Annotated in this window: 22 protein-coding genes; 19 read left to right on the forward strand and 3 right to left on the reverse strand. The window is 52.2% G+C overall.

Annotated features, from left to right (window positions below; all coding sequences use genetic code 11):
* Positions 1-47: 47 nt before the first annotated feature.
* The 3 genes from melA to BM412_RS22085 form a co-directional block, all read right to left on the reverse strand.
* The gene (melA, locus tag BM412_RS22075; RefSeq protein ID WP_091223311.1) at positions 48-1460 is read right to left on the reverse strand and encodes an alpha-galactosidase; all 1413 of its coding nucleotides are present in this window, start codon (positions 1458-1460) and stop codon (positions 48-50) included.
* 755 nt (positions 1461-2215) lie between these two features.
* Positions 2216-3292: a Gfo/Idh/MocA family protein gene (locus BM412_RS22080; RefSeq protein ID WP_177246009.1), complete on the reverse strand. Its 1077-nt coding sequence runs from the start codon at positions 3290-3292 to the stop codon at positions 2216-2218.
* Between the two features lie 4 nt (positions 3293-3296).
* On the reverse strand, positions 3297-4394 hold the full coding sequence (locus BM412_RS22085) for an FG-GAP repeat domain-containing protein (protein WP_256256520.1): 1098 nt from the start codon (positions 4392-4394) through the stop codon (positions 3297-3299).
* Between the two features lie 170 nt (positions 4395-4564).
* Here BM412_RS22085 and BM412_RS22090 point away from each other — a divergent pair, with 170 nt between their 5' ends.
* From BM412_RS22090 to BM412_RS22185, 19 genes are all read left to right on the forward strand, one after another.
* Positions 4565-5392 carry a helix-turn-helix transcriptional regulator gene (locus BM412_RS22090; protein WP_091223317.1) on the forward strand — a complete coding sequence of 276 codons (828 nt, stop codon included), beginning with the start codon at positions 4565-4567 and terminating at the stop codon, positions 5390-5392.
* Between the two features lie 73 nt (positions 5393-5465).
* Positions 5466-7085: a response regulator transcription factor gene (locus BM412_RS22095; protein WP_091223319.1), complete on the forward strand. Its 1620-nt coding sequence runs from the start codon at positions 5466-5468 to the stop codon at positions 7083-7085.
* Between the two features lie 31 nt (positions 7086-7116).
* The gene (locus BM412_RS22100; protein WP_091223321.1) at positions 7117-8850 is read left to right on the forward strand and encodes a sensor histidine kinase; all 1734 of its coding nucleotides are present in this window, start codon (positions 7117-7119) and stop codon (positions 8848-8850) included.
* 140 nt (positions 8851-8990) lie between these two features.
* Positions 8991-9953 carry an ABC transporter permease gene (locus BM412_RS22105; RefSeq protein ID WP_177246011.1) on the forward strand — a complete coding sequence of 321 codons (963 nt, stop codon included), beginning with the start codon at positions 8991-8993 and terminating at the stop codon, positions 9951-9953.
* Between the two features lie 39 nt (positions 9954-9992).
* Entirely contained in the window at positions 9993-10895 is a 903-nt protein-coding gene (locus tag BM412_RS22110; RefSeq protein ID WP_091223325.1) for a carbohydrate ABC transporter permease, read from the forward strand.
* Between the two features lie 44 nt (positions 10896-10939).
* The gene (locus BM412_RS22115; protein ID WP_091223327.1) at positions 10940-11149 is read left to right on the forward strand and encodes a hypothetical protein; all 210 of its coding nucleotides are present in this window, start codon (positions 10940-10942) and stop codon (positions 11147-11149) included.
* A complete protein-coding gene (locus BM412_RS22120; protein ID WP_091223329.1) occupies positions 11146-13182 on the forward strand; it encodes a type 2 periplasmic-binding domain-containing protein in 2037 nt (678 codons plus the stop codon). Before BM412_RS22115 ends, BM412_RS22120 begins: the two co-directional genes overlap by 4 nt.
* Before the next feature lie 133 nt (positions 13183-13315).
* Positions 13316-13879, forward strand: a complete 564-nt coding sequence (locus tag BM412_RS22125; protein WP_091223331.1) for a hypothetical protein — start codon at positions 13316-13318, stop codon at positions 13877-13879.
* A 112-nt stretch (positions 13880-13991) separates the two neighbouring features.
* Positions 13992-14861, forward strand: coding sequence for a phytanoyl-CoA dioxygenase family protein (locus BM412_RS22130; RefSeq protein ID WP_091223333.1), 870 nt, complete (start codon positions 13992-13994; stop codon positions 14859-14861).
* Positions 14862-15539: 678 nt separating this feature from the next.
* Complete coding sequence (locus tag BM412_RS22140; protein WP_091223337.1) at positions 15540-16271, forward strand: class I SAM-dependent methyltransferase; 732 nt, start codon at positions 15540-15542, stop codon at positions 16269-16271.
* Positions 16268-16894, forward strand: coding sequence for a hypothetical protein (locus tag BM412_RS22145; protein WP_091223339.1), 627 nt, complete (start codon positions 16268-16270; stop codon positions 16892-16894). Before BM412_RS22140 ends, BM412_RS22145 begins: the two co-directional genes overlap by 4 nt.
* 38 nt (positions 16895-16932) lie before the next feature.
* Positions 16933-17175 carry a hypothetical protein gene (locus BM412_RS22150; protein ID WP_091223341.1) on the forward strand — a complete coding sequence of 81 codons (243 nt, stop codon included), beginning with the start codon at positions 16933-16935 and terminating at the stop codon, positions 17173-17175.
* Between the two features lie 14 nt (positions 17176-17189).
* Positions 17190-17657 (forward strand): RidA family protein, encoded by a 468-nt coding sequence (locus tag BM412_RS22155; RefSeq protein ID WP_091223343.1) that lies wholly within the window; start codon positions 17190-17192, stop codon positions 17655-17657.
* Positions 17654-18244 (forward strand): HAD-IA family hydrolase, encoded by a 591-nt coding sequence (locus BM412_RS22160; protein ID WP_091223344.1) that lies wholly within the window; start codon positions 17654-17656, stop codon positions 18242-18244. Before BM412_RS22155 ends, BM412_RS22160 begins: the two co-directional genes overlap by 4 nt.
* Positions 18245-18444: 200 nt before the next feature.
* On the forward strand, positions 18445-20175 hold the full coding sequence (locus BM412_RS22165) for a histidine kinase (protein ID WP_091223346.1): 1731 nt from the start codon (positions 18445-18447) through the stop codon (positions 20173-20175).
* Between the two features lie 4 nt (positions 20176-20179).
* Positions 20180-21748 carry a response regulator transcription factor gene (locus tag BM412_RS22170; RefSeq protein WP_091223348.1) on the forward strand — a complete coding sequence of 523 codons (1569 nt, stop codon included), beginning with the start codon at positions 20180-20182 and terminating at the stop codon, positions 21746-21748.
* 107 nt (positions 21749-21855) lie between these two features.
* Complete coding sequence (locus BM412_RS22175) at positions 21856-23274, forward strand: ABC transporter substrate-binding protein (protein ID WP_091223350.1); 1419 nt, start codon at positions 21856-21858, stop codon at positions 23272-23274.
* A 107-nt stretch (positions 23275-23381) separates the two neighbouring features.
* On the forward strand, positions 23382-24260 hold the full coding sequence (locus BM412_RS22180) for a carbohydrate ABC transporter permease (protein ID WP_091223352.1): 879 nt from the start codon (positions 23382-23384) through the stop codon (positions 24258-24260).
* 1 nt (position 24261) lies between these two features.
* Positions 24262-25089, forward strand: coding sequence for a carbohydrate ABC transporter permease (locus BM412_RS22185; protein WP_091223354.1), 828 nt, complete (start codon positions 24262-24264; stop codon positions 25087-25089).
* Positions 25090-25524 lie beyond the last annotated feature (435 nt).

Consider the following 25524-nt stretch of genomic DNA (forward strand, 5'->3'; position numbering starts at 1 on the left):
AAAAGCCTATCCGCGGCGGATAGGCTTTTTTGAATCGCACCTGAAACTTACTTCGCAAGCTCCCCGAATCGGGAGTACACCGCGAGTGCCGGATCGATCGGCACATCTGCGCGCTGCACATTGGCCGGGATGTTGATGGTTGGCGTTGGACGCGGCAGTCGGCCCTCGAACTGCGGCAGGTATTGCTGCTGCGCAATCATCATCTCGGTTACCATCTCGCGAATTTGCTTCAGCGTGAGGACGGAGGATGTGAGCGGATCGAGCGCAACGGCTTGCACGACCGTTTCCGGGTCGCCGGTCTTCGCGGCGAGTACGGTCAGGCGCTGTACGTTGATGTTGGTCATGTTCAGTGCGGCGCATTGCGGCGGCAGATCACCATTGACCGTACGATGCAGACCATTGCGGTCTGCGAAAACAAGGCCTTCCGCGCAGCAATCTTCGGGCAGATTGGAGATCATGCCGTTATTGCGCAGATTGCCGCTGAACTTGAAGGTGTTGCCTGTTTCAAGTGCTTCGATGATATAAGCGCAGTACTCTACGCTGCGTGGAGGAAGGTCAACCGGTTCATCGGCAAGGACATCTTTCTCACGGTATTTGTCAGCAACATACGTACACCATGTATAATAAGCGCCGCTTTCGCCGCCGAAGGACGGTTCATCGCAGTAGAGGTCGAGGGCTTCCTGGCTGGAGCGGAACCATGGGACATACTCGGAGAGATGGCCGGTCGATTCGGTCATGAAATAACCGAAGTGACGGAATACCTCGCCGCGAACCTTTTCATTAACGTAGAATTCCGGCTCTTCGAATTTCTCGCGCAGACGAGGGTACAGATCTTCCCCTTTGTGCGAAAGCTTCGTAAACCAGCCCATATGGTTGATCCCCGCGGACACGTAGTCGATTTCTTGCTTCGGTACGCCAACATAGCCGGAGATCAGATCCAGCGTTGTCTGTACGCCGTGGCAAAGCCCGACATACTTAATCTTCGTCTCGCCAAGCGCCCAGCAAATCATCGCCATCGGATTGACGTAGTTCAGCAGCGTCGCATTCGGACACAGCTCTTCCATGTCGCGGGCAACGTCGAGAATAACGGGAATGCTGCGCAGCGCGCGGAAGACGCCGCCCGGTCCGAGCGTATCGCCGATGCATTGGTCAACGCCGTAGGAGAGCGGGATTTTGTAATCCTTCTCGAACAGATCGACACCGCCGACCTGGAAGGACGTAATGACGTAATCGGCACCGCGAAGCGCTTCACGGCGATCCGTCGTAATCGTAACCTTGGACTTCAACCCATTATGGGCAATCACTTTATCGGCAAAAGCTTTCACCTGCGTCGTCTTGCTCGTAGACGGTGCCATAAGCACAAACTCCGTCTCTTCAAGCACCTTCGTCGCCATAATGTCCAGCATCAGCGTCTTGCAGAACACAATACTGCCTGCACCAATGATCGCGATTCTTCTCATGGTCTCAGCTCCTCAACGTTTTTCGGGGCCACGCCCCACTTCAACCGAACATGCACACTAACACTTACCAACGAGTGCAAAACTAACACATAACAACTAGCACACAGGCAACACGCACCAACTAGCGCACAAGCAACACGTACCAACTAGTACATAGGAACGCGTACCAACAAGCGCACAAGTAACACATGTCAACCAGTACACAACCATTACGCACCAACTAGCGCACAAGCAACACATACCAATTAGCACACAGGTACCACGTACTAACTAGCACACAGGCAACACATACCAACAAGCAAACAACCGCCACGTACCAACTAGCATCCAAGTAACATGTACTCAACCAGCGCAAACAACCGAAAAAGGCACACAATTGCACACTCGCGGCCCGTAAATCCAATCCCCGGAAATTCTAACGAATCGTACAGGTCTTATTTCGGCAAAATCAGCTGCAAAAATAATCTAACGAATCGTAGAGGTCTTATTTGGTCCATTTTCGAGTGAAAAGCACACTATAGGAGGAAATAGCGTCTCTACGATTCGTTAGAAATTTATTTGGGCCTTTTTGGCCCAAATAAGACCTGTGGAATTCGTTAGAATTTCGCGAGTGTAAAAAGGTGGGGGGAGGCGCCAAGCCCCGTCATCAGCACCTCGTGCACCGAGCCGGCTCGCGCCGCGCGCGCCAAACAACCCCGCGCCGCCACGCACCAACCCCCGCGCCAACCCCCGCGCCGCGCGCGCCAATCGCCAGCCTACGTATTCGCTGGCTGCTGCCCGTATGTGCGCGACATGAAGTCGATGTAGGAGCGGGCGAGGATGAGATCGTCGAGCGCCTCCTTGGAGGTGCATGGCGCAGGGCGGTCGCCGCGGACGGCGGCGAGGAAGTTCAGCGCTTGATTGCGCATCGCCGAGACGTTCGGCATGATCGGCTGCACGATTTCCGGCGCGCCGAGCTGCGGATTGTCCTTGTAGATCGTCACTTTGCCCGCCTGCTGCCGAACGAGCGGGGCAGGCAGATCAACGCGGACAAAACCTTGCTCGAACGTGGCGATAACCTGCTCATGCCATTCGATCGACGTTTGATAGGCGGCCATCTCAAGCGAGACGGTTACGCCGCTCTCGCTCTCACCGATAAGCAGCACGCCGGCGCGGTCGCCGAACGTCAGCTTATAGTTCTCGCCCAAGAAGAAGCGGATCGCATTGACTTGGTGAATGTAGTAGTTGACGAAGGCATCCAGATCCCGCGTCTGCTGGTCCGTATAATCCGCCGGACCTTGCTCCAGCACGAGCGAAGGATACGGCTCGCCGGCACTCAGCGGCATGTCGGCCCCGGCAATCCAATCGCCCGGCGGCATCGCAACACGAATGCTGCGCAGCTTGCCATAGTCGCCGCTTGCGCGCCAAGCGTCGACTTCCTTCTTGGCGCGTTCCATCGCAGGATCGGAACGCTTGTGATAGCCGACCATATGAAGCGTGCCGGTTTCTTCGCTGATGCGCACCAGCTCGCGGCCGGCTTCAACGGTCAAACAAAGCGGCTTCTCGGTGAAGACCGGTATGCCCGCCCGCAAGATATCCGGGATAAGAGCAGGGTGATGCCGATACTGCTGCGGCGCCACGATGGCGTCCACTTTCGCCTGAGCGAGCAGCTCATGATGACTCGCATACACTTCCGGTATCCCATAGCGATCCGCAACCAATTTGGCCGATTGCGGCCGCACCTCGGCGAGCGCGACAACCTCGCACTGATCACGCAATACCGCGTAGTTGCTGAGATGTGCCATTTGTCCCATGCCGCCGCCGCCGACAAATCCGATCCGTAATTTACTCATTCGACTATCCCTCTCTCTTTCCATGATTTTCGAATAGATATAAGCCGTCCTTGCCGGGTGCGACGATGTCGGGATACCCGTTGCCGGTCAGATCCTGCACCCAGAAGTAGATGCCGGCTCCCGATGCCTCGCCTGCAGGGCCGAAGTCGATGACATGCTTCTTGAACTTGCCGCCTTCCAGCTTGTAATAGTAAATACCAATGGGATCATGCGCCCCCGGATCGCCGTCATTATGAGCGCGGTACCGCTTGCCCGAGATGAGCTCAAGCTCGCCGTCGAGATCGAGATCAACGAGCCACAGATCGTGGAACTGGGAGCCCGACATATCGATTTCATGCTTCGTCCACGTCCGTGAACCGTCCGCAGCCCGGCTTTGTTCATACCAATGCAGCCCGTAATCATGCGCTTGACCGACGATAAGATCAATGAGTCCGTCGCCATTGACGTCATGGCCGAGAACCGGCACGCTTGCGCTGCCAAGCGAGAACTCGGGATGGAAGGTCCACAGTCCGGCAAAAGGATCCTCGGGCTGCTCCAGCCAGCCGCCGGACAGCACAATATCCATGCGCCCGTCGCCGTTCACATCGACGAACCCCATGCCGTGGCCGCTTGCGCCTTCGCTGATAACCACCTTCTGAAACTGTCCGGTTCCATGGCCGTCCGCATCGCGAACCAGCTTGTAGAACGCCTGCGGCATGCTCGGCGTATTCGGGAAAATCTCCGGCACTCCGCAGCCGTCAATATCGTAATAACGAATCGTCTCAATGCTGCCGCATTTGTCGATGTCGAACGTTTCCCATGCTGCGCCGGTCTCGCCTGGATTGCGGCGCCAGCGAAGCGTCTCGCCCCACCATGCGCCGGTAATAATATCGAGCCGGCCGTCGCCGTCCACATCCATGGGATAGTCGGAGAAATCATCGTGATACTCCGAAATCTCCAGCACATCGCATATAAAATGCTTCTTCTCATAGTCAGGCCCTTCATACCAATAGGCGCCGCTGACAATATCGGGAATGCCATCTCCGTTCACGTCAAACACGGCACAAGCCTCGTATTTCTCTTCGGACAGCTGTCTCTTCTTGAATTGAAGCAAAGTTCGCACGCTCCTTTGTAAACTATTTAATGTTGTACGACATCGGCCTTCTGGATTATGCTAAAAATAAATATGCAAACGCTATCTATATTAAGGTTATGTCATCCGGCCAAGCGAGACAATAAGTGAACTTGGGCAAAAAAGTATTCATTCTTGCGTAAGGTTAGGAGGGAATCGGCATGAGTGAATCAACAATATTTCGCAGACCGCCGCTGTTCCTGGCAGGCGGCTCGTTTGACTTAAGCGGCAATCCGGATCGGTTCCTGCTGGAGCTGCATAAACATGATGCCAATAGCGAGATCTTGCTTATTGAGGAAGGCGAAGGCATGTTTGAGATCGACGGGAGGAGCTACACAGCAGGAGCGGGAACGCTGCTCGTCTATCATCGCGGCGTGTGGCATAAGGAGCAGTCGACGAAGCATCCTTTTCGCGCTTCCTATATCGGATTCAGAGAGCTGCAGGTCGAGGAGCTTCCACCGGATTTCTTTCTTCCGCCTGCTGCCGCGCCAATCCTTCATCTGCATGACCAGCTTCCGGTTATTCGTAATTTAATGCGCGATTGTATCTCCGAGTTTCGCAGAAACGAGCCGGAATCGCAGACGATTGCGAATCATTACCTCGCCATCCTGTTTGCCAAGCTGGCGCGGATTGCCCATTACAGCGATGCGGCGGAACGGACAAGAGTGCCCTCGAAGGAAGCGGTTTGGAAAGCGAAGCGGATTATTGAAGAAAACTACAGCGCTCCGCTCACGCTGGAGTCGCTTGCCGAGGCCACCTATCTAAACAAATTTCATCTTGCCCACCTCTTTAAAGACGAGATGGGCGTAAGTCCGATTCAGTTTCTGATCTACTGCCGAATGGAGGCGGCGAAGCGATATTTGCGCACAACCAGCCTTCAAGTGAAAGAAATCGCCGAGATTGTCGGTTATCAGAGCGAGCCGTCCTTCTACAACGTGTTTATGAAAGTGAACGGCGTCACGCCGCGGAAATATCGGGATGAGGGGTAGGGTATTGTGTTCCTTGCCCTTTTATTGAAATAATGGAGCTAGCAGTGCATCCGGGGATAAGGACGTGAATGCGATGTTCAGATTATTCATCGTGGATGACAACAAGTATGAGCGGAATACAATCAAAGAGGTAATCGAATGGACGTCGCTTGGCATCGAAGTCGTCGGTCTGTTCGCGAATGGTTTGGAAGCGCTTTCTCGCATGGACGACCTCAGACCCCATATCGTCATTACGGACATCGCGATGCCGTTAATGAACGGAGTGGAACTGTCGGTCCGCATTAGACAATCGCATCCGAACGTCAAAATCATCTTCGTCAGCTCTCACAGCGATTTCGAATTTGCCAAATCCGCCGTCGAGCTTGGGATCTACGGATATGTGCTCAAGCCAATTATGCCTGATGAATTGGAACTGGCCATTCATAAGCTCCTTGCCGAGTTTACGCAGCAGCATCGCGAGCAAATCGAGAAAGAGCGCATGCTGCGACAGCTGGAAGGGATGCTTCCGCTCGTGCAGGAACAATTTCTGAAGGAAGTGCTCCTGGGCAACTTCCGCACGAAAGAAGATATTCTGGACAAAATTGAATTCCTCGCACTTCCAATCGCCGAAGAGGCGAACATGAGCGTCATCTCCATTAATTCCTTGGCCGCGGATCGGAAGCGGGAGCACCGAAGCGCCAGGGATGCCTACTTTCTTTCCTACTCGATCAAGAACTTAATCTCCAAGGCAGGAACCGCCTCCAGAGCGATGTATCCGGTTCAAATTTCGGCGGACGAATACGCCGTTATCGTGTTTGATCTTGAACCCAGCAAGGATGAAGAAGTCATCGACGCGGCCGTCCAGCTCCATACGGCAATCAACGGAGAGCTGGACATCAATACGACGATGGGCATCAGCAAGAGCTCTCGCGAGCTGACCGAGCTTGAAACCTTATATATGCAATCGCAGCAGGCGGTGAATACGCGTTTCTACAGCGGCAGCAATCCGATTATTCGTTTCGAAGAAATCGACGACCGTTCGGACATTCCGGTGGAGGACATGCCGAGTTTGGTGGAAGTCTACCAGGATATGAAAGCGCTCATGTCATTCGGAAACGGACAAGACGTGGAGGAATTTATCGAGAAGTACTTGAATGCCGCGAACGTGAGGCAAGGCGAGAATTACGTAAAGGGCTTTGCGCTGTTATGCTCCCATCTGTCGGGTATTCTGTTTATGGAAGCGAACCAATCGATGAAGGATATTTTCGGCGATAACATGGCGGTGTGGGACAAGTTAAATCGCATGAGTACGAAGGAAGAGGTCGTGCAGTGGATCAGGCAATCATTCGAGGTCATTAAGGAGCGTGTAACCGACCGCAACAGCTCCAAGAATGTGAAAATCATCGCCGCGATTAAGCAGATGATCCATGATAACTACCGCGATCAAATCTCCATCGAGGAAATTTCGAAATCCGTGTATTTGAGCGGGCGCCATGCCAACGGATTGTTCAAGAAGGAAACCGGACAGACCATCTTCGATTATTTGGTTCAGTTCCGAACGGATAAGGCCAAGCAGCTCCTCAAGGAAGAGGGGAGCAAGGTAGCCGCAGTAGCGGAAGCTGTCGGTTATGTGAGCACCTCCTACTTCATTCTTGCGTTCAAGAAAAACGTAGGCATGACACCTGCTGAATTCAAAAGCAAAGCCGCGCTTTAATGCTCATGACCGTGAGATCGGGGGCGAAACCATGTTCAAACTGAATCGGTTAAGGTACCGACATAAAGTAGCGGCGATTATCTTCGTCTTTGCGCTGCTGCCGATGCTCGTGCTCGGTTCCTTCCTGACAAGCCGGATTTACAGCAGCAAAGTAAAGGATATATTGGCCGAGAAAAGCTCCCAGCTTGAAAGCAGCGTGAACAGCGTGAATGCACTGCTGGACTCCAACGTCAATAAAGTCGAATTCATTAACAGCAACTACTTCATTATCAATTATTTAGAGACGACTTATATCGATAATAACCTGGTCCGCATCATGAATTTCAGCGACTACTTGCAGAGTGTCATGAAGGCGGCCAAGACGGAAAATACCCAGACGGAACTGGTCATTTATGCCCTGAAGGATACGAATTACGATGGGGAATACATGCGGAGCATCGTCAATTTAGAGAATGAACAAGCAGATGCGGGGACAAGTCTTAAAGATGCCATTCTGAACACGAATAACTCGGAGCTTCTCTGGTTAATCAAAAAAGCGAAGCTGAACGCTAACTCCGCCGTAACGGCCGATTATATTTATGCCTATAAAAAATTAATATCGCTTAATAGACCGCTGGCCATTATCGAGATGCGCATCCAGTTGAACCAGCTGATCGATTTCTTCCCTTATGACATTCCCAAAGGAAGCTATATTAATTTTGAAGGATCCGGGCAGTATGGCGATTATCAGCTGAGGGCCGATGCCGACGTGAAGCCGGAGTCTTCCTTCTATGTTCTGAGCCATCCCTTGCACACGCCGGTCGGCCATATTTCCTGGTACATTCCGAAGAGCCTCGTATTCCAAGAGTTGAAGTGGTACTGGGTTTCCGTCGGCGTCATTTTTCTCATCATCATCGCCATTCTCATCTTTACGGTCGAGGTCGTCTCTCATTACTTGACTAAGAGGCTCGAAACGCTGCTTCGCAAAATGAACAAAAACGTGGAAAGCCTCATAAGCGACGACGATACGATGCTGACCTATACCACCAACGACGAGTTTGAGAGAATGGGCAATTCTTATTTTGAACTGATTCAGAGGGTCAAGGAATACTACAAACGCATCACGGATTACGAGCTTGAGCGGAAGATGCTGGAGACGCAGCTGCTCCAGGAGCGATTTAATCCTCACTTTCTCTACAACACCCTATCTACAATTCGTTCCATTAGCGGGGACAAGCAGGTCAAGGACGTCATCAACTCGATGGTCAAATATTACCGAATTGCCTTGAATAAAGGCAGCAGCATCGTGACGATTGTGCAGGAATTGGAAATGATCGAGCAGTACTTGCGTCTTCAGAAATTCGCTTTCGGTACCGAGTTCCACTATGAAATCGAATATGACGAGGGAATTGGTTACCGGCCTGTACTCAAACACCTGCTGCAGCCGGTCGTGGAGAACGCTGTCCTGCACGGGTTAATCGGGCGGGAAACAGGCGGCCTCATTCGAATATCGGCGAAGCAAGATGGCGACGATGTCCTATTCGCCATATCCGATAATGGAGCGGGAATGGAGTCTGTCCAAATCGAGCGGCTGCTCGAAGGCGAAGCTAACGGGCTGTACGGAGGTTATGGCATGAAGAACGTGAGGAAACGGCTGGAGATCTTTTACCCAAAGCTGCACAAGCTGGAAATTCAGAGCGAGCCGGGTAACGGAACGACGGTTATCATCCGGATTCCTGCCGCAATCAGCATCGGCGAGGCCCCCCCGCTGGAAGCTGCACGATAGACCTGCGCTCCTACGCAGGTTTTTTTGTTCAAACTTTCCTGATTCTTATATCAGATTTCCGCATATTGGCTTTAATTAAGCGCTTTCAAACGATATGCTAAATCCAAGTCATACAGATGCGCTTAGAAGGGGGAGTCAAAGTGAAGGCGGTTACGACGAGCGAAGGAAACGTGGCTCCGCACGTGAATCTATCCAGGAAACCGAATTGGAAGCGAAAGTTTAAGAAGAGCTATTTCGCTTATTTGTTAATGCTTCCTTCCGTCGTCCTGACGTTCATTTTCAGTTATTTGCCAATGCCCGGCATTCTGGTCGCCTTTCAGGACCACAATATTTTCACCGGACTGTGGCACAGCCCCTGGGTCGGGTTTAAGCACATTAATGAAATCTTTCATGTTCCGATGCTGCGAAAGGCCATTCTAAACACCTTTCTGCTTAGTGTCATGATGATTCTCGTCAGCTTTCCGGCTCCGATCCTGCTCGCGCTTCTGATTAATGAACTGAAGAACGGGCTGTTTAAACGAAGCGTGCAGACGTTAAGCTACATGCCGCACTTTCTGTCCTGGATCGCGGTCGTAGGTTTAACTTATTCCTTGCTTGACGTCGACGGTCCGATTAACGATTTGAAGGTCATGCTTCTGGGGGCGGATACCGAACGATCCATGTTCTTGTCCCATCAGGCGCTGTTCGTTCCGTTGCTGCTCCTGCTCAGCGTGTGGAAAGAGGTCGGTTGGGGAACAATCGTCTTCCTTGCAGCAATCACCTCCATTGATCCGAGCTTATACGAGGCGGCCAAGATCGACGGAGCCAACCGGTTCCAGCAGCATCGCTACATTACACTTCCCGGCATGAAGACAACCGCCGTGATCATGTTGATTTTCACGCTTGGCTCGTTGTTTGGCAGTAATTTCGAGCTGGTGTACGGCATGCAGAACGCATTCATCGACTATCCGGTTATCTCCACCGTCGTGTTCTCATCCGGTATCCAGCAGGGGAATTACTCGACCGCAGCTGCCATCGGTTTCGTGGAAGGGCTTGTCGCCTTTACATTCATTATCGCCGCCAACCAAATCGCTAAGAAAGTTTCCCGGATTTCGATTTTTTAAACGATATGAACGTATAAGTTCACCTTGAGGGGAGTCCTTATGAACCACGAATCTGCGTCTTATAAAATATTCAAAGTCGCCAATATCGTTTTCCTGTCGGTGCTGGTCTTCATCATGGTGTTCCCCTTCCTGAATGTGCTGGCCTTCGCATTCAACGATCCGATTGATTCTCAGTTCGGCGGCATCACCATTTACCCGCGAGTGTTTACATTCAACAATTTCATGCTCTTGTTCCAGAACGAAGAGGTCATCCATGCGTTATGGATATCCTTGTGCAGAGTCGCTGCAGGGACGTTGCTTGCAGTCATTGTTCAATTCGCTTGCGCCTATGCGTTTACGTTGAAGGATGTTTCGGGAAGAGGGGCGCTGCTCATTTTCCTAATCATACCGATGTACTTTAACGGCGGGTTAATCCCGACTTACCTGATTTACTCGGAGCTGCACGTATCGAATACGTTCTGGGTGTATATTCTTCCGGTTTCGTTTAGCCTCTACAACATGGTCATCATCCGCTCTTACTTGTACACGATTCCCGATAGCTTGGGCGAGTCTGCCCGAATCGACGGAGCGAACGATTTTACCATTATGACCCGAATTTACATGCCGCTGTCGATGCCGATCATCGCCGTCATGACGCTGTGGACTGCGGTCTACCATTGGAACGATTGGACGACGACGCTTTATTACGTGACCAATCACAAGCTGTTTACGATGCAATACATTCTCATGCAAATCCTGAAGGAAGGCGAACGGGTCGCCAAACTGATGGAGGAGGCGCTGATGAAGAACATTACCGTCATTTCCTCCGGACAGCCTCACATTACGCCGCAAGCGATCCGAGCAGCCAATATTATCGTGACGTCGATTCCGATTATTTTGATTTATCCGTTCCTGCAACGGTTTTTCGTAAAAGGCGTCACGCTGGGCGCTGTTAAAGAGTAATTCTTTCGGGAGGTGAGGCGGGTACGACTAAAGCGGCAAGCGGAATGTCCAAATTTGAAGAGGGGTACAACGAGGGAGAGGAGGAAATAAAAAGAACACGCCTTGAAGGCGCGTTGCAGGCTGATTCGGTCGCGAAACGTATGCAGCCGGCTGCGCTTTCCAAGCATGTTCAGCGATCTATTTGCGGTTTCATTATCTCATATTTCATGTATGCTGCCAAACCGATAACCATTAATCAGGAGGCCATAAGATGAAAAACAGAACAAGAAAAACATTATCCGTTCTTCTTTCGGTGATCATGACCGTTACCATCATCGCAGGATGTTCGAACGGTAATACCAATACCAATACCGATACCGCCAAAAACGAGCCGGCAGCGAACACGAGCACCAGCACAAATACAAGCACGGAGACGACAAACGACACCGATGCTGCGAATACGGCTGCTGAGCCCGCTGCGTATTATGACCTGTTAGACAAAGTATCCGACAGCTCGGAGCTGCCGGACTGGACGGGCAAACAGCTGAATTTGAAAGCATGGTACACGCATGGCAGCGGCGACGCCAAACGCCCTGCGTCGGACAAAGATGTCGTGACGCCGGAAATCAAACGCGTTACCGGCGTGACAATAGACAAGAACGGTTCGTTCGACAATGGCGGCCAAGATGTCAAAGTGAAGATGGGTCTGCTAAACGCTTCCAATGACTGGCCGGATATTGCTTTCGTGGACGGCGACATGGCACCGTTCCAAGACTTGATCAAAGCAGGCAAAGTGTACGAATTAACGGACGCCATCGCGAGGTACGCTCCGCATGTGGCGAAGAGAATGCCATTTGACGTCTTCCCGTTAATTGAAGAGCAAATTACGTCCAAACATCTGGATGGCAACAAAATCTGGGGTTTCCCGACGATGGTCGGCAATCCGGACGGTTCAATCAAGCAGCTGAATCCTGATTTCGTGCCGCCGAGCCCTTTGAACAGCTCGCTGGGGTACAACTGGATTTGGGTTCGCGACGATATTTTGAAAATGCTGTACCCGAACGCGAAGACACAAGACGAGATCGACGCCTTGTACCTCAAGAACGGCAAGTTCACGAAAGAAGAGATTTTCGACGTTCCCATTAAATCCACGGATGATATGATTAAATTCCTGTACGATGTTCAAAAGGTGATTAAAGATAAAGGGCTGAAAGAAAACGGCAAGCCGGTGCAGGTCACCTATGGCTTCGGCGGGGGCGACAACTGGAGCCTGATGACGCAATTCTTCAATAACCTTTACCGAGTTCCCGCTAACAACAACTACTTTACTTACTACGACAAAGCTTCGAAGAGCATCAAATATTCGTTCCAGCAAGATTGGTTCAAGTCCGGCATTGCGGAATTCAATAAGCTCGTCCGCGACAAAGTCATGGATCCCAATTCGCTCCTTGAGAACAACGCAACTCACCTTGAGAAGCTGAATAACGGTCAATATGCCGTACCGTATATGTACGATACGCCGGATGCGGGCGTACTGAAAGCCGCTAACAAGCCATATCGGTACAGAAAGCTATTTATCGATGCGCCGATCGACTTCTCCAGAACGATCATGCCTTATGGCCAGAACGGCATCAACTTCTCCATTCTCATCTTCAAGGACAAAGTCTCCGAGGAAGACTTGCCGCAAGTCATCCGTTTCCTGGACTACATGATTTCCGAAACGGGCGAGAAAATGTATGAGTGGGGACCGAAGAGCGCGGGTCTGTTCGAAGAGAAAGACGGCAAACGCGTATTCGTGAACAAAGATTTGGAAGATGCGATGGTGTATACGAACCAATCGAATGGCGCACAGCTTTCGTATAACCTGTTCAACACTCGTATCAGCACGACAGATGGCTACGGCTTCGCATGGCCGTATTATCCGAGCTATATGTGGGGTGCAGGTCCTCTTGCTCCTTATAATACGTACACTAGAACGCTTAGTGCGGCGGACGCCCTCGGATTCTTCGATCCGGGTAACCTGCCGGGAGAGGCGCAATCGAATTTTGCGACGATGCTGAACAAAGGTCACGAGATCTGGAACTTCTTTGGCAGCGTAGCGGAAGCGGATGCGTTCTGGAAGAACCGCGATGCCTTCGAGAAAACGCTGACGAAGACATTGGCTGCTAAGGACGACGCTCAATTCGAGTCGATGTGGAAGGAATTCCAAGCGCTCGCCGTTCAACAAGGAGCGGACGAGAAATCGCTGGAGGCCATGACCAAATACTTCAATGAGCAAAACCAAGCTTACTTGGCGAACATTAAGTAATCAAGCATAGGCTGAGCAAAGTGAGAGACCGGCGGGAGAGCGCCGGTCTTTTGCTTTTTTATGTGCGGAGAAGTAACCTTTGAACGGAGTTAATCGTCTGGTGGGTAAGAAGCCGGACCAGTAGGAGGACGTTATGAAAGCGATGATTATGATCATGCTGATGGTGGTGTTATCTGCTTGCGGCAGCTCAGGCAGCAAGAAACCCGAGGAGGCTGCCATTGACCCCGCCTTACAGAAGAAAATGTCCGCACCTCGGCTGCAGTACAAGGATGATCTGTTCGAGATGAAGCTGAATATCGCCAAAACAACCTTCGCCAAGGATGAGCCGATCGTCTATTCGGCCAGCTTGACCTACATTGGCGAAGGAGATTCCATTACGATTTGGGGCGGCCACACGTATATCGGATTCACCATTACGGATGGGAAGAAGTTCAACATGGAAGGCGCCAACACGAGTGAGTTGGTCGCGACTAAGCTCGTGAAAGGCAAGACGACGGAATATCCGTTCTTTAAAAGCGGCGGTTACGGCGCAGACGATCCTGATGCCGACTTCTGGCGCACCTTCTATGCAGAGAAGGAACTGCGGCTTCCGCCCGGCACTTACTATATCTCGGCGGTATGCAGTTTCTCGCTTACCGAGGAAGTCGTGGACAGTCATTACAACGGCGAGGTTTATGCGACGATAACGGTGGAATAAACAGAAGATTTAGCGGAAGTTTTGACAAAATCGTGGAAAGGAAAATAAATACATTTCGATGCTGCGATGATACATTTAACTCGTAAGGACTACAGGTAACGGGGGTATCGGAATGGCCATTCATCGTGCAACGCGCGGAAGTTTATCCAACTTGCAGCTGGAGCAGTACAATCGGGACGGTTATCTGATTTTGGAAGACTTATTGAATGATGAAGATATGGCAGCGCCGCGGCAGGCTATGTCCGATAAGGTGTCCCTTATTGCGGATGATTTGGCCGCCAATGGACTGATTACGGACAAATTGGAGCATGAACCTTTTCAATACCGGCTCGCGAAGCTGTTTGCGGGATTAACGGATAAGGACTTTCTCAAGTTCGGACGCGGGTGGAGAGATCGGCTTGAGGGTTATTACCATCTCTTGAGCAATCCGAAGATCATTGATGCGGTAGAGTCGTTGATCGGCGAGGAAATCTTCGCAAGCCCTGTCTATAATGTGAGGCCTAAAGTGCCGCGTGTCGCGGCAGGCGCCGTGCCTTGGCATCAAGATAAATCCTATTGGCCGGATTCCAATGCGAATCCCGTCATCACGGTATGGATCTCGTTCGTAGATGCCACGCTGGAGAACGGCTGTCTCCACATTAAGCCGCGCACCCAGAACGCGAAGCTCCTGGAATGGCACTCGGAAACCTACAGCGGCACAGGCTACACCGCGCTGCACGAGAACCAGCTTGGTTCTCGCAAAACCATCGCGCTGCCGGTGAAGGCAGGCACCGCGATCTTGTTCAACGACCGGCTGCTCCATATGTCGACGCCGAACAATTCCGATCATGTCCGCTGGAGCGTAGACCTGCGCTACCAGCCGACGGATCAAGATCCGATGCCGCAGCACGGCGCAGGGTTCCTCGCCAGAAGCAGCAAGTTCCCGGAGCGCGTCGCGACGCTGGAAGACTGGCTGGCCGAGCGGCCGGAGCATGAGGGCTAAACGGCAGCTCGCGCAGCGTAGCGAGACCGCAGGGGGTTTGGCCCTGCGGTGGCACCGCGCCGCCGGGAGGCGCATTGCTCGCGAGCGGTGCGGAAAAAAGATGCAAAAAAGGCAAGCCGCTTGATGTGGCTTGCCTTTTTTTGCTGCAGCTTGATAGCGTGCAGCCCAATAGCATGCGGCTTAATAGCGCGCAGCCACTGCATACCGGTGTCAATTACGCTAACGAATCGTACAGGTCTTATTTGGGCCATATTCAGAGTTTGAGATTCTAACGAATCGTAGAAGTCTTATTCCAACAAAATCGGCTTCCATTGTAATGCAGAACGCCAAATAAGACCTCTGTGATTCGTTAGATTATTTTTGGGGTCATTTTCCCGCAAATAAGGCTTGTACGATTCGTTAGAATATTCAGCATGCCCTGTATCCGAAGCGACCTTCAACTAAGATAATCCGCGCCTATACGCGGCTTGATTTCAGCAATTTCCAAGCTCCGCAGCGCAGCTTCAACTAAGATAATTGGCACGTACACACGGCCTGATTTCAGCAATTTTCAAACTCCGAAGCGACCTTCAACTAAGATAATCCGCGCCTATACGCAGCTTGAATTCAGCAATTTCCACGCGAAAAAGGAAAATGTTGTGGGTTTGCGAAATAAGTAAAGGAGAAAGCAGGTGCTGTATGAACCATTTTGCAGAGGCTAGGGAGCAGGAGACGAGGTACCACGAAGCGTTCTACCTTGAGACAGAGCTGTTTGCGCCCGGAACTTGGCTCGCCAAGCCGGTCAAAACCGTCATGAACCTGCTGCAGGAGCTCGTCACATACGAGCCGATTCATGTACTGGATCTGGGCTGTGGCGTTGGGCGAAACAGCATCCCGATCGCGCAGGCAGTTCAACCGACCGGCGGAACGGTCGTTGGCGTCGATTTGCTCCCCATAGCAATCGAGAAGCTGGAGCAATATGCTGCTCAGTATGGCGTGGAAAGCGTGATCCGGCCCGTGGTAGCAGATGTCGAACAGTATGAAATTCCACCGTATGCTTACGACTATATCGTCGCTTGTTCTTGTCTGGAGCATGTTTCGGATCTCGCTGCCTTTCAAGCTGTCGTGAACCGGATGATCCGCGGAACGAAAGATCGGGGAATCAACTGTATCTTGATCAACACGGAAGTGGTGGAATATGATGTCGAGCTGGGCTCGCAAAGTCCCGGAGTAATAGAGTTACCTACGAAGACGGAAGAAACAATCCATCTATTGCGAGAGTTATATCGGGATTGGGAGATCCGCATCGTAAGCGTGATCCCCCAGAGCATCGCCGAGCAGAAGAATGGACGCGCAATTGAGTTTAGAGGCAATTGGCTTACTTTTGCCGCGCAGCAACGAACTCTACATGCGGAGGAAGAATCCCATTGAACATAAGAGGCATCATTCTGGAAGGCTATTCGAATGCCGGCAAAACCTCGCTGCTGCGGGCCATCAAGAAGCTGCAGTCGCAGGATGAAACGGCTGAAAACAGCGTCATCGTCCTCGGCGAGCACTATTCGCAAGTTCTGAATAACGTCCAAGGATCGTACGAGAGGCTGTCGCGAGAGGATCATCTCCAGCTGTTGCGAAGCAGAGTCGACATGCTCAAACAATTAAACGATTGGGCGGTTTATCTGGGTCCCCATGCTCGGAAGTCGAGAGGGTTATTTTATGTGCTGGAGCGATTCCATTTGAACCATAGGGTTGCTTATGCCGGTGAAGGCAATGCATCGGAGATTGCCGGACTGGAAGCGGATTTGGCAGCGCTGGGCGCGAAATGCATGCTGCTGACGATTTCTCCTGAGGTGACGGAGGAGCGAATCAAGAGCAGGGTTCCGTCGGCGTGGGCCGATAAGTCCGAGGCAGAAGTGAGACAAGCCTGCGAAGAGCTGCTGCAAACGCAGGAGCAGTGCCGCATTCATGCGCAATTATCCGGAGTGCCTACCGTGGAGATCAATACAGATCGGAAGAATTGGGATGAGCTGGCGAGGTTGATTTTGGATCAAATGTAAGCGCGAAGATGTTTAACGATGCGTAAGGAGTGTGTAGAATGGAAAATAAAACCTATATGAAACTCGGCGCCGTCTTTATGATAACGGGCGCAGCTATCTATACGATTGAACGATGCGTGAAGCTGATTGCTTATGCCGTGGCGACCTCGAACAGTGCGAATATGGATTTGTACGCGAATAATCTTGGTGGCGTTGGCATGTTTTTCGGCAATTTCTTCGTTTGGTTTTTCTTGTTCATCGGGTTTGTGCTGCTGGCGTTCGGATTTCCCGCAAGAAAATAAGAGGAGGCGTTACGATGTCCGAGCAATCGATTGAAGAACGGTTAAAATCATTACATATTGAACTGCCGACGGTTAGCGAGCCTGCTGCCAAATATGCCAATTGCATGATCGTGAACGGTCTCGTGTTCGTGTCAGGCAAAGGGCCGGCCGGCAACCCGAAGGGGAAGCTGGGCATTGATTATACGACAGAGGACGGTTACCGATTTGCCAGGCTGGCGGGCCTGGAAGTGCTGGCCGTGCTGAAGGATACGCTGGGCTCGCTCGATCGCGTGAAGCGGGCGGTCAAAATTCAAGGCTTCGTCAATGCGGGGCCGGATTTCGAAGAGCATCACAAAGTGCTGAACGGCTACTCCGATTTGCTGTTTGAAGTGTTCGGCGAGAGCAAAGGCATCCACGCAAGGTCGGTGCTGGGGGCGGTTTCGCTTCGAAATAACCTGCCTGTCGTTGTAGATTCGATCTTCGAGGTTGATGCAACATCATGAGCAGACCCCAATTAGTATTGGATGTCGGAGGCGTGCTGCTGACGAATTTTACGCCTGAATTCTGGGAAGAGGTGGCGGGGAGGGCGAATGTTTCGTTCGATACGCTGCGGACTGCTTTCAAACGAGATCTTCGTGAAGATTTGTGGACAGGCCGGGTCGATGAGCAAACGTTCTGGCGGTGGCTGGAGGAGCAGGATTCGGGGCTTGATACGCAGCTTGCGCGAGCGGGCATGTCCAAACATCTGAAGCCTCTTCCAGCTTTTCATCGCATATCGGCATGGAGTAACTATGCGGATATTCATCTGCTCAGCAACCATCGACATGAGTGGATTGCGCCGCTGCTGGAGCCGATTCGCAGCCACGTTGCGAGTGTGACCATATCAAGCGAAGCGGGATGCTGCAAGCCGGATCCCTCTATTTATCAGCTGGTGAGCTCGCAAATCAAACAAGCTGCGGGGATCTTGTTCGTTGACGATGCGGAGCGCAACTTGAAGGCCGCGCGGGAGCTGGAGTGGGAGACACTCTTGGCAGATCGAGATGGCGCTTGGGTGGAGCAGGTGGAAGTGAGATTGCGCGACGTCGTATAACGATGGGCCGGCATTCCGACATAGCGTTCATTATGAAGCTGAGAGACGGGTTCCACGCTCTCGGCTTTTTTGTTGTGGCCCCAGGTTTGTCTCCCGGCTCGGGCCCCCCTCCATGCAAATTCCTCTTGAATATCCTATCGTTTATAGCATAATAGAGGCAAACCCCACTAGCAGCTACTAACCGAATAGGAGACTCCTCTATGAAATGGCTGACCTCGCATCTGCTAGATCCCATTCGCTCCAGGTTGTTTTACAAGATGCTCATCATCTACTCGCTGCTTACATTAATTCCGTTAATTATCGTCAGTTCCACCTTCTACATCCGCTCCAGTCATCTCATCGAGAAGAAGGCCACCGAAGAAGCGCAGCAAGGACTGTCCGGCTCCGCCGAGAAGTTTGACGAAGTGCTTTATGCCGTTAAGAGCCAAATGCTGCCCATCAGCGAAAATGTACTCCTCCAAGCGATGTTCCGCAACGTCAAGAAAGGCCAAGTCAACGCAAGCTTAAACGCATCCGTCTCGGAACTGCTGCAGACGGAGCTGACGACGGCGAGGCTCAAGATCGGCGATTTTGTCGGCGACTTGTATGTGCTTGGCATCAATAATAAGGTGCTGTACAGCACCGATACCAAGAAGCGGCTGCTCTACGCGGAAGCATTCTGGGAGATGCCGTTCGAATTCGATCGTATGCCGGAATGGGCTTTCTTTAACGACGATAAACGCATGGCCTGCGTGGTCAAAATCTTCGATGAAGGCCAGCGTCCCTCAGCCGATTCCGAGATCGGCCGTCTAATCATTACGCTCGATGCCGCTAAGGTCCGGACGCTGTTCCAGGATTACGCCCCAAATACTTTTTATATTACAAATTCAGATAATCAGATCATGACAGCCTCCATGCAAAATGAAGTCGGACATTTGCTCAACAGCCGTAAGCTGCAGAGCGAGCTGGTTATCCAGCAGAAATCGCGTTACTCCGAATTTCAATATGTCCTGCTCGCGAACCCCGGCACCGGCGGACTTGTGCAGAAGCAGGCGTTATTCTCCATTGGCGTCACGCTGGCAGCTTGGCTCGCGATTACGATTGTGACCTACGTCATTCTGCGCAGAATCACGATCCCCATTCAGCGTTTAACGCGGTTAATGCGCGCGGCAGAGCGAGAGGAATATCAGCTCATCAGCGGCATCACCACGACGGATGAAATCGCGATGCTCTGCAACGGCTTCAACAGCTTGGTGCAGCGGACAAGCCACTTGATCGAGACCAACTATAAGAACGAGCTGCTGGTCCGCGAGGCAGAGCTTAAAGCCATCCGCATGTACATCAATCCGCATTTCCTTTATAACACGATGGAATATATCAGCATCATGTCCCACTCGCCGGAGAAGGCGAAGCATATCCCGCAGATGGTGCAGCATTTATCCGGGATTTTCCGATTCTCGATCACGCCCGGCAATCAGTTTGTCGAGCTGGGTACCGAGATGGAGTTTGTGCGCAAATATCTCGAAATTCACCGTTACCGCTACGGAGAGCGTTTGACCTATACGATCGACCTGCCTGATATGTATCGCAAAATCGCCGTCCCTAAGCTTCTTCTCCAGCCGCTGGTAGAGAATGCCGTCGTTCACGGTATCGACCGCCTGCCCGAAGGAGGCTCCATCACCATCACCGTGAAGGAAGAGCAGTACGAGCTGGTCATCGAGATCGAGAATAGCTCACTCGTTAGCGGAGGACTTCTGGAGACGGCCGCCGGAAACGGCGACTCCTTTCAGAACCATCCGAAAGGATTGGGCACCGGCTTAGACAATGTGAATGCCAGACTGCGGCTTCATTACGGGAACACGTACGGAATCACTTTGCTCCACCTTGAAGGGACAACATTGGCGAGGGTGCTGATGCCAATACAGATTTTGCAGGATAACGAGGAGGGCTGAGCACATGCGGATTATGATTGTGGATGATGAACGCGAGATTCGCGAATTTCTGGCCGGTATGGAAGGCTGGGCTGCGATTGGCTGCGAGGTGGCGTGGTCGGCGGCTAACGGGGAAGAAGCGCTCGGCATGCTGAACGCTTGCACTTCGCTTCCGGACGTCATTATTACCGATATTCGAATGCCCGTTATGGATGGGATTACGTTTGCGGAGCATGTGCGCAGGCGGTATGCCGACATGCCGATTATTTTTCTGACGGCCTATCATGAGTTCGATTATGCCCGGCAAGCGGTGAAGCTGGGCGTATCGGATTTCATGACGAAACCTTTCCTGCCGGAGGAGCTGATCCGCACGGTCGGATCGCTGCGTGAGCATGAACCGATGCTGGCGGGCTGGCGCGAGCATGATCAGTTCTTCGAACTGCTGGCAGATGAACAGCATTCGGCGGGGTATAAGCAGCAGTGGCTGCAAGGAAGCGGATTGCAGGACGGCGAGTTCATTCTGCTATATGCAGAGCTTGATGCACCGCGCAACTCGGATAACGAGCATTTTCCGTTTGCGGCGGCTCATCTGCGCGGACAAATCGAAACGGCTGCCGGGGGCGTCGGCCTGCAGGGCTGGACGGCGTCATCGGCAAGCGGGATCTACTTGTTCGTGCCGCTAAGGCAACAAACCGGACTTACCGCCGGCCGCGAGCAATTGATGGCCTTCGCCAAGGAAATCACATCGGTCAGCGGATCTCGCGCCATGTCGTTGTCGGTCGGCATCAGCCAGATCTTCTCGACCTTCTGCCGGCTGCCCGAGGCGCTGCGCCAAGTGAAGAAATGCATGGAGTACCGCATGCTGCTCGGCAAGAACTCCGTCATTGCCTACGATGCGATGGAATCGTTCCTGACGGAGAAAGAGAAGGAAACGGACGCATCGCTTAGTCTGATTGCGGATGCGCTGCGAAGCAACGATCCCGAGAAGATTCGCGCACTGCTGAAGGACTCTTATCGCAGCATGCTCTCCGTCGGCGCAAGCAAGAAGGACATGCAGCATTATGCGCTTCATCTCATTGAGAAAGCCGAGGCGGCGCTTGCGGATCTCGGCATTCGTCCTTCGCACGGCATGTCCGTCGACATTCGCGAGAAGCTGATCAAAGCCGTGCTGCTGACTGACATCATGAAGGAGCTGGAGCGTCAGCTCATCGCCTATCAAGTCTTCATGCAGCAGGAGCTGCAGGATTCGCCGCTGAAGGTGATCTCGGACGTGAAGCAGATTATCCGCGAACGATTCGCGGAGGAGCTGACGCTGCAGGCTGTGGCGAATAAGCTGAACGTCAATTACTCGTACTTGAGCCGGCTGATCAAGAAGGAGACCGGTCACAATTTTACCGATATGCTGTGGGATTACCGGATTGAGGCGGCCAAGACGAAGCTGCTTCGCGAGGATCTCAAAACCTATGAGGTTGCCTATGCGGTCGGCTTTAAGGACACGGCCCATTTTAGCTTCATGTTCAAGAAGAAGGTTGGACTCTCTCCGAGTGCCTATCGCGCGCATGTCAGAGGCGGGCAAGGACTCGCGGAGGAATAAGAAAGCAATTCCAGCATAGAAACGGTAAAATGCAGCTATCCTCTCCCTATCATGAAAGCGCTACACTTAACTTGTGAGATATTAAGAGAGAAGAGGGTGTTGTGGCAATGAAGCTCAAAGGACTATCAGCGCTGGCGGGGGTACTGCTGCTGACAACGGTAATGTCAGCTTGCGGAAATTCAAACAACAACGAGGGCAGTACAGCGACGAACAACAGCAGTACAACAACCGATACCACTACGAATACGGCTGCTACGAATGATACGAGCACCAATGAAGCGGCTACTAACGAACCAGCTGCACCGGCTGCCAATGACAAGGAGTTCACGATTCGCGTTGGCGCTTGGTTCCTTGATGATCGCCCGCATATGGTGGCTTTCAAGAAATCCGTTGAAGAAGGATATGCGAAGCTGTATCCGAAAGCGACGATTCAATGGGATGTCGTACTCGGCGCTACTTACTTCGATAAGCTGAAAGCGCAATTCGCTTCGGGCTCCGCACCGGATGTCGTATTCTACCAAGGGGTAGATTTTGCAAAATCCGGCAACCTGCTTGATCTCTCCGCAGAGCCATGGGTGCCGCGTCTGAACGACGGGGGTCAGAAGGATTTCCAAACCCATGCAGACGGGAAAACATTCGGCGTACCAATGGGTCTATCCATCGGCGGCGGCGTTTGGTATAACAAGAAAATTTTCTCCGACCTTAGCCTTACTCCTCCGAAAACAACGCAAGAGCTGTTCGACGCCGCCGAGAAAATCAAAGGCGCCGGCAAAACGCCGATTACGCTCGGTTTCAAGGATCAATGGACGGCGCAGCTCTTCTTCACGAACTGGATGAGCTCCTACCAACTGAGCGATCCAACGCTCGGCAAGAAAATTTACAACGGCGAAGTGAAAATCAACGAGGATCCGACGATTCAGAAGGTGTATTCCAACTTCGAAACGATGAAATCCAAAGGCTACTTTAATAAAAACGCGATCAGCATCGACTGGCCGCAATCGGGTCAAATGTTCGCTTCCGGCGAAGCGGCCATGATCGTTCAAGGTCCGTGGATGCCTGGTGCCAACGCGGATAACATCTCCAAAGGCGGCTTCGAACCGTTCGATATCGGCTACTTCCCGCTTGCGAACGACGAAGGCAAAGTGGCAATGGGCCTCGGCAGCAACGAAGCACTCGGTATCAATGCGAAGACCGAACTGATGCAGGAATCCAAAGACCTGATCAACCTCATGACGACGCAAGACATTATCAGCCCGTTCATGAAAGGTGACGGCGCACTTACTTCCTTCACCGATGTAACGGTTAAATACGACGATCCGGCTATGGATGCCGTTCAAGAAGCGGTTGCAAACAGCACGGTTGTTACTTCGAACATCACGAGCTACATCCCGGCGAGCGCGACTACGAACATGCTTGATCTGCTCACTAAGGTCGTATCCGGCATCAAATTCAACCCGGATGATCTGAAAGCCGCACAAAGCAGCTTCGAGAAAGACAAAGCGACTGTAACTCCGCCTGCAGAATAAGCAGGGCGTCATTCTAACCACCGCAGCAGCATCCACAGTATGATGAACACGTTCAGCCGCAAGGCTGAACGTGTTTTACAAAGTCCAACCTGAGTAGGTGAAGTCTAATGAGTTTGAATCGCAAGCAATACTGGATCGCCTGCTTGTTTCTGGTGCCGGCGCTTGCCATCTTCGGCATGTTTTTCTATTATCCGTTCCTGAAGAGCATCTACTATTCCTTCACCGAGTGGAACGGGATTAAAGCGCCGCGTTATATCGGACTCGACAACTACAAGTATTTGTTTCAGGACGTGCAAATGCTTGATGGCATGAAGAATACGCTCAAAATGGTTCTGTTTGGCCTCGTCGTACAAAACCCGCTGGCTCTGTTGCTGGCCGTATTGCTCAATCGGAAATTTCGGACACGCGGCTTTCTGCGTACCTCTTTCTATTTACCGGTCATCATCAGCCTTGTCGTTACCTCGGTTATATGGGGAGAGCTGCTGAAGTATGACGGCTTTATCAACGGCATTCTGCAGCCCATCATTGGCGAGGCGAATGTGCAGGACTGGCTAGGCACGGTGTATACGTCATTCCCGACGATTATTCTGCTGACGCAGTGGCAGGCCATTGGGTATTGCGCATTGATTTATCTCGCCGGCCTTCAAGCGATACCGGCTGATATTTACGAGGCTGCGGATATGGAAGGCGCGAAAGGGTTTGCCTTGTTCCGCATGATAACCTTTCCAATGCTGATGCCATCCGTAACGATCGTGTTGTTTCTTACCATCGTAGGTGCGCTTCGCCTGTTCGATCTGCCTTTCTTGCTGACGAACGGCGGGCCGGGCTCGTCTTCATACACGCTGTTTCTGGCGGTCTATAATGCGGCCTTCAAGAATCAGAGCTACGGGTATGCGACGGCCGCGGGCATTGTGCTGGCAGTCTTCATTATCATCGTAACCATCATTCAGCTCAGCATCACGCGGCGCAGGGAGGTTGAGCTATAGCATGGGACTGAATAAGAGGCCCTCGATTGTGCTTGAGGTACTGTTGTTTATAGCTGCTTTATGCTTCTTGTTCCCGGTCTTCTTCCTGGTGGAAATGAGCTTCAAGGAACCGCGTTATTTCTTCAAACCCTATGAGCTGCCTCATAGCTTATATCTGGACTATTACAAATCGGCCTTCACCGATATGGCATTCTTCCGCGGGTTATCCAACACGCTGCTGGTTACGGCAGGCGCGCTTGGGCTCACCATTCTGGTAGCCTCGATGGCGGGTTATGTGCTGTCGCGCAGGCCGGAGAAGCTGTTTCGCTTCGCCTACCTGTTCTTCCTCTCCGGGATGGTTATTCCGGCGATGGGCTCGCTCATTCCCCTCTTTACGATGGCGGTCGATATTCATCTGATGAATACGCGGACGCTGCTCGTGCTTATCTATACGGCCGGGTTCATCCCGTTCGCGTCGTTTCTGTATGCGGCGTTTACGAAGTCGATTCCGAAGGAGCTGGAGGAGTCGGCGAGCTTAGACGGCTGCGGTCCGTTTCGGCTGTATTGGCGGATTATTTTCCCGCTGCTGCTGCCGGCGACGGGTACGTTTATCGTGACGAACGTGTACGGGGTATGGAATGATTTTCTGACCCCGCTCATCTTCCTCAACCAGCCTGAAAAAATGACCCTCATGCCGCAAATCGTCCAGTTCATGTTCAACAAACAATCCGTCAACTACGGCCCCGTATTCGCCGTCAGCGTGCTGGCCGTGCTGCCGCTCGTCGTGCTGTTCGCGTTCACGCAGAAGTACATGCTCCGCGGCTTAACCGCGGGAGCGGTGAAGGGGTAGTGCAGCTTGTCGCGGTGGAGCGGGAAGTCGCTGGCCGATGGAGGATTTCGCTAATCGCGGGGAATGCCGCTGGACGATGGGGTCGCTAACCGCGGGAAATGCCTTTCGCCGCTAGTCACGGGAAAAGCCTCCAATGTGGAGAATGCCGGCGCTAATCGTATGAAGCTGCGAAGAGTAGCTCTGGGAGCAACACATTGGTGGAATAGTGGCAGATTAGGTGGAAGAGTAGCTCTGGGAGCAACACATTGGTGGAAGAGTAGCATTTTAGGTGGAAGAGTAGCTCTGTGAGCAACACATTGGTGGAAAAGTAGCAGATTAGGTGAAGGAGTAGCTCTAGGAGCAACACATTGGTGGAAGAGTAGCATTTTAGGTGGAAGAGTAGCTCTGGGAGCAACACATTGGTGGAAAAGTAGCAGATTAGGTGAAGGAGTAGCT

This window comes from Paenibacillus sp. BC26 (genome assembly GCF_900116125.1).
GTDB classification, from domain to species: domain Bacteria; phylum Bacillota; class Bacilli; order Paenibacillales; family Paenibacillaceae; genus Paenibacillus_Z; species Paenibacillus_Z lignilyticus.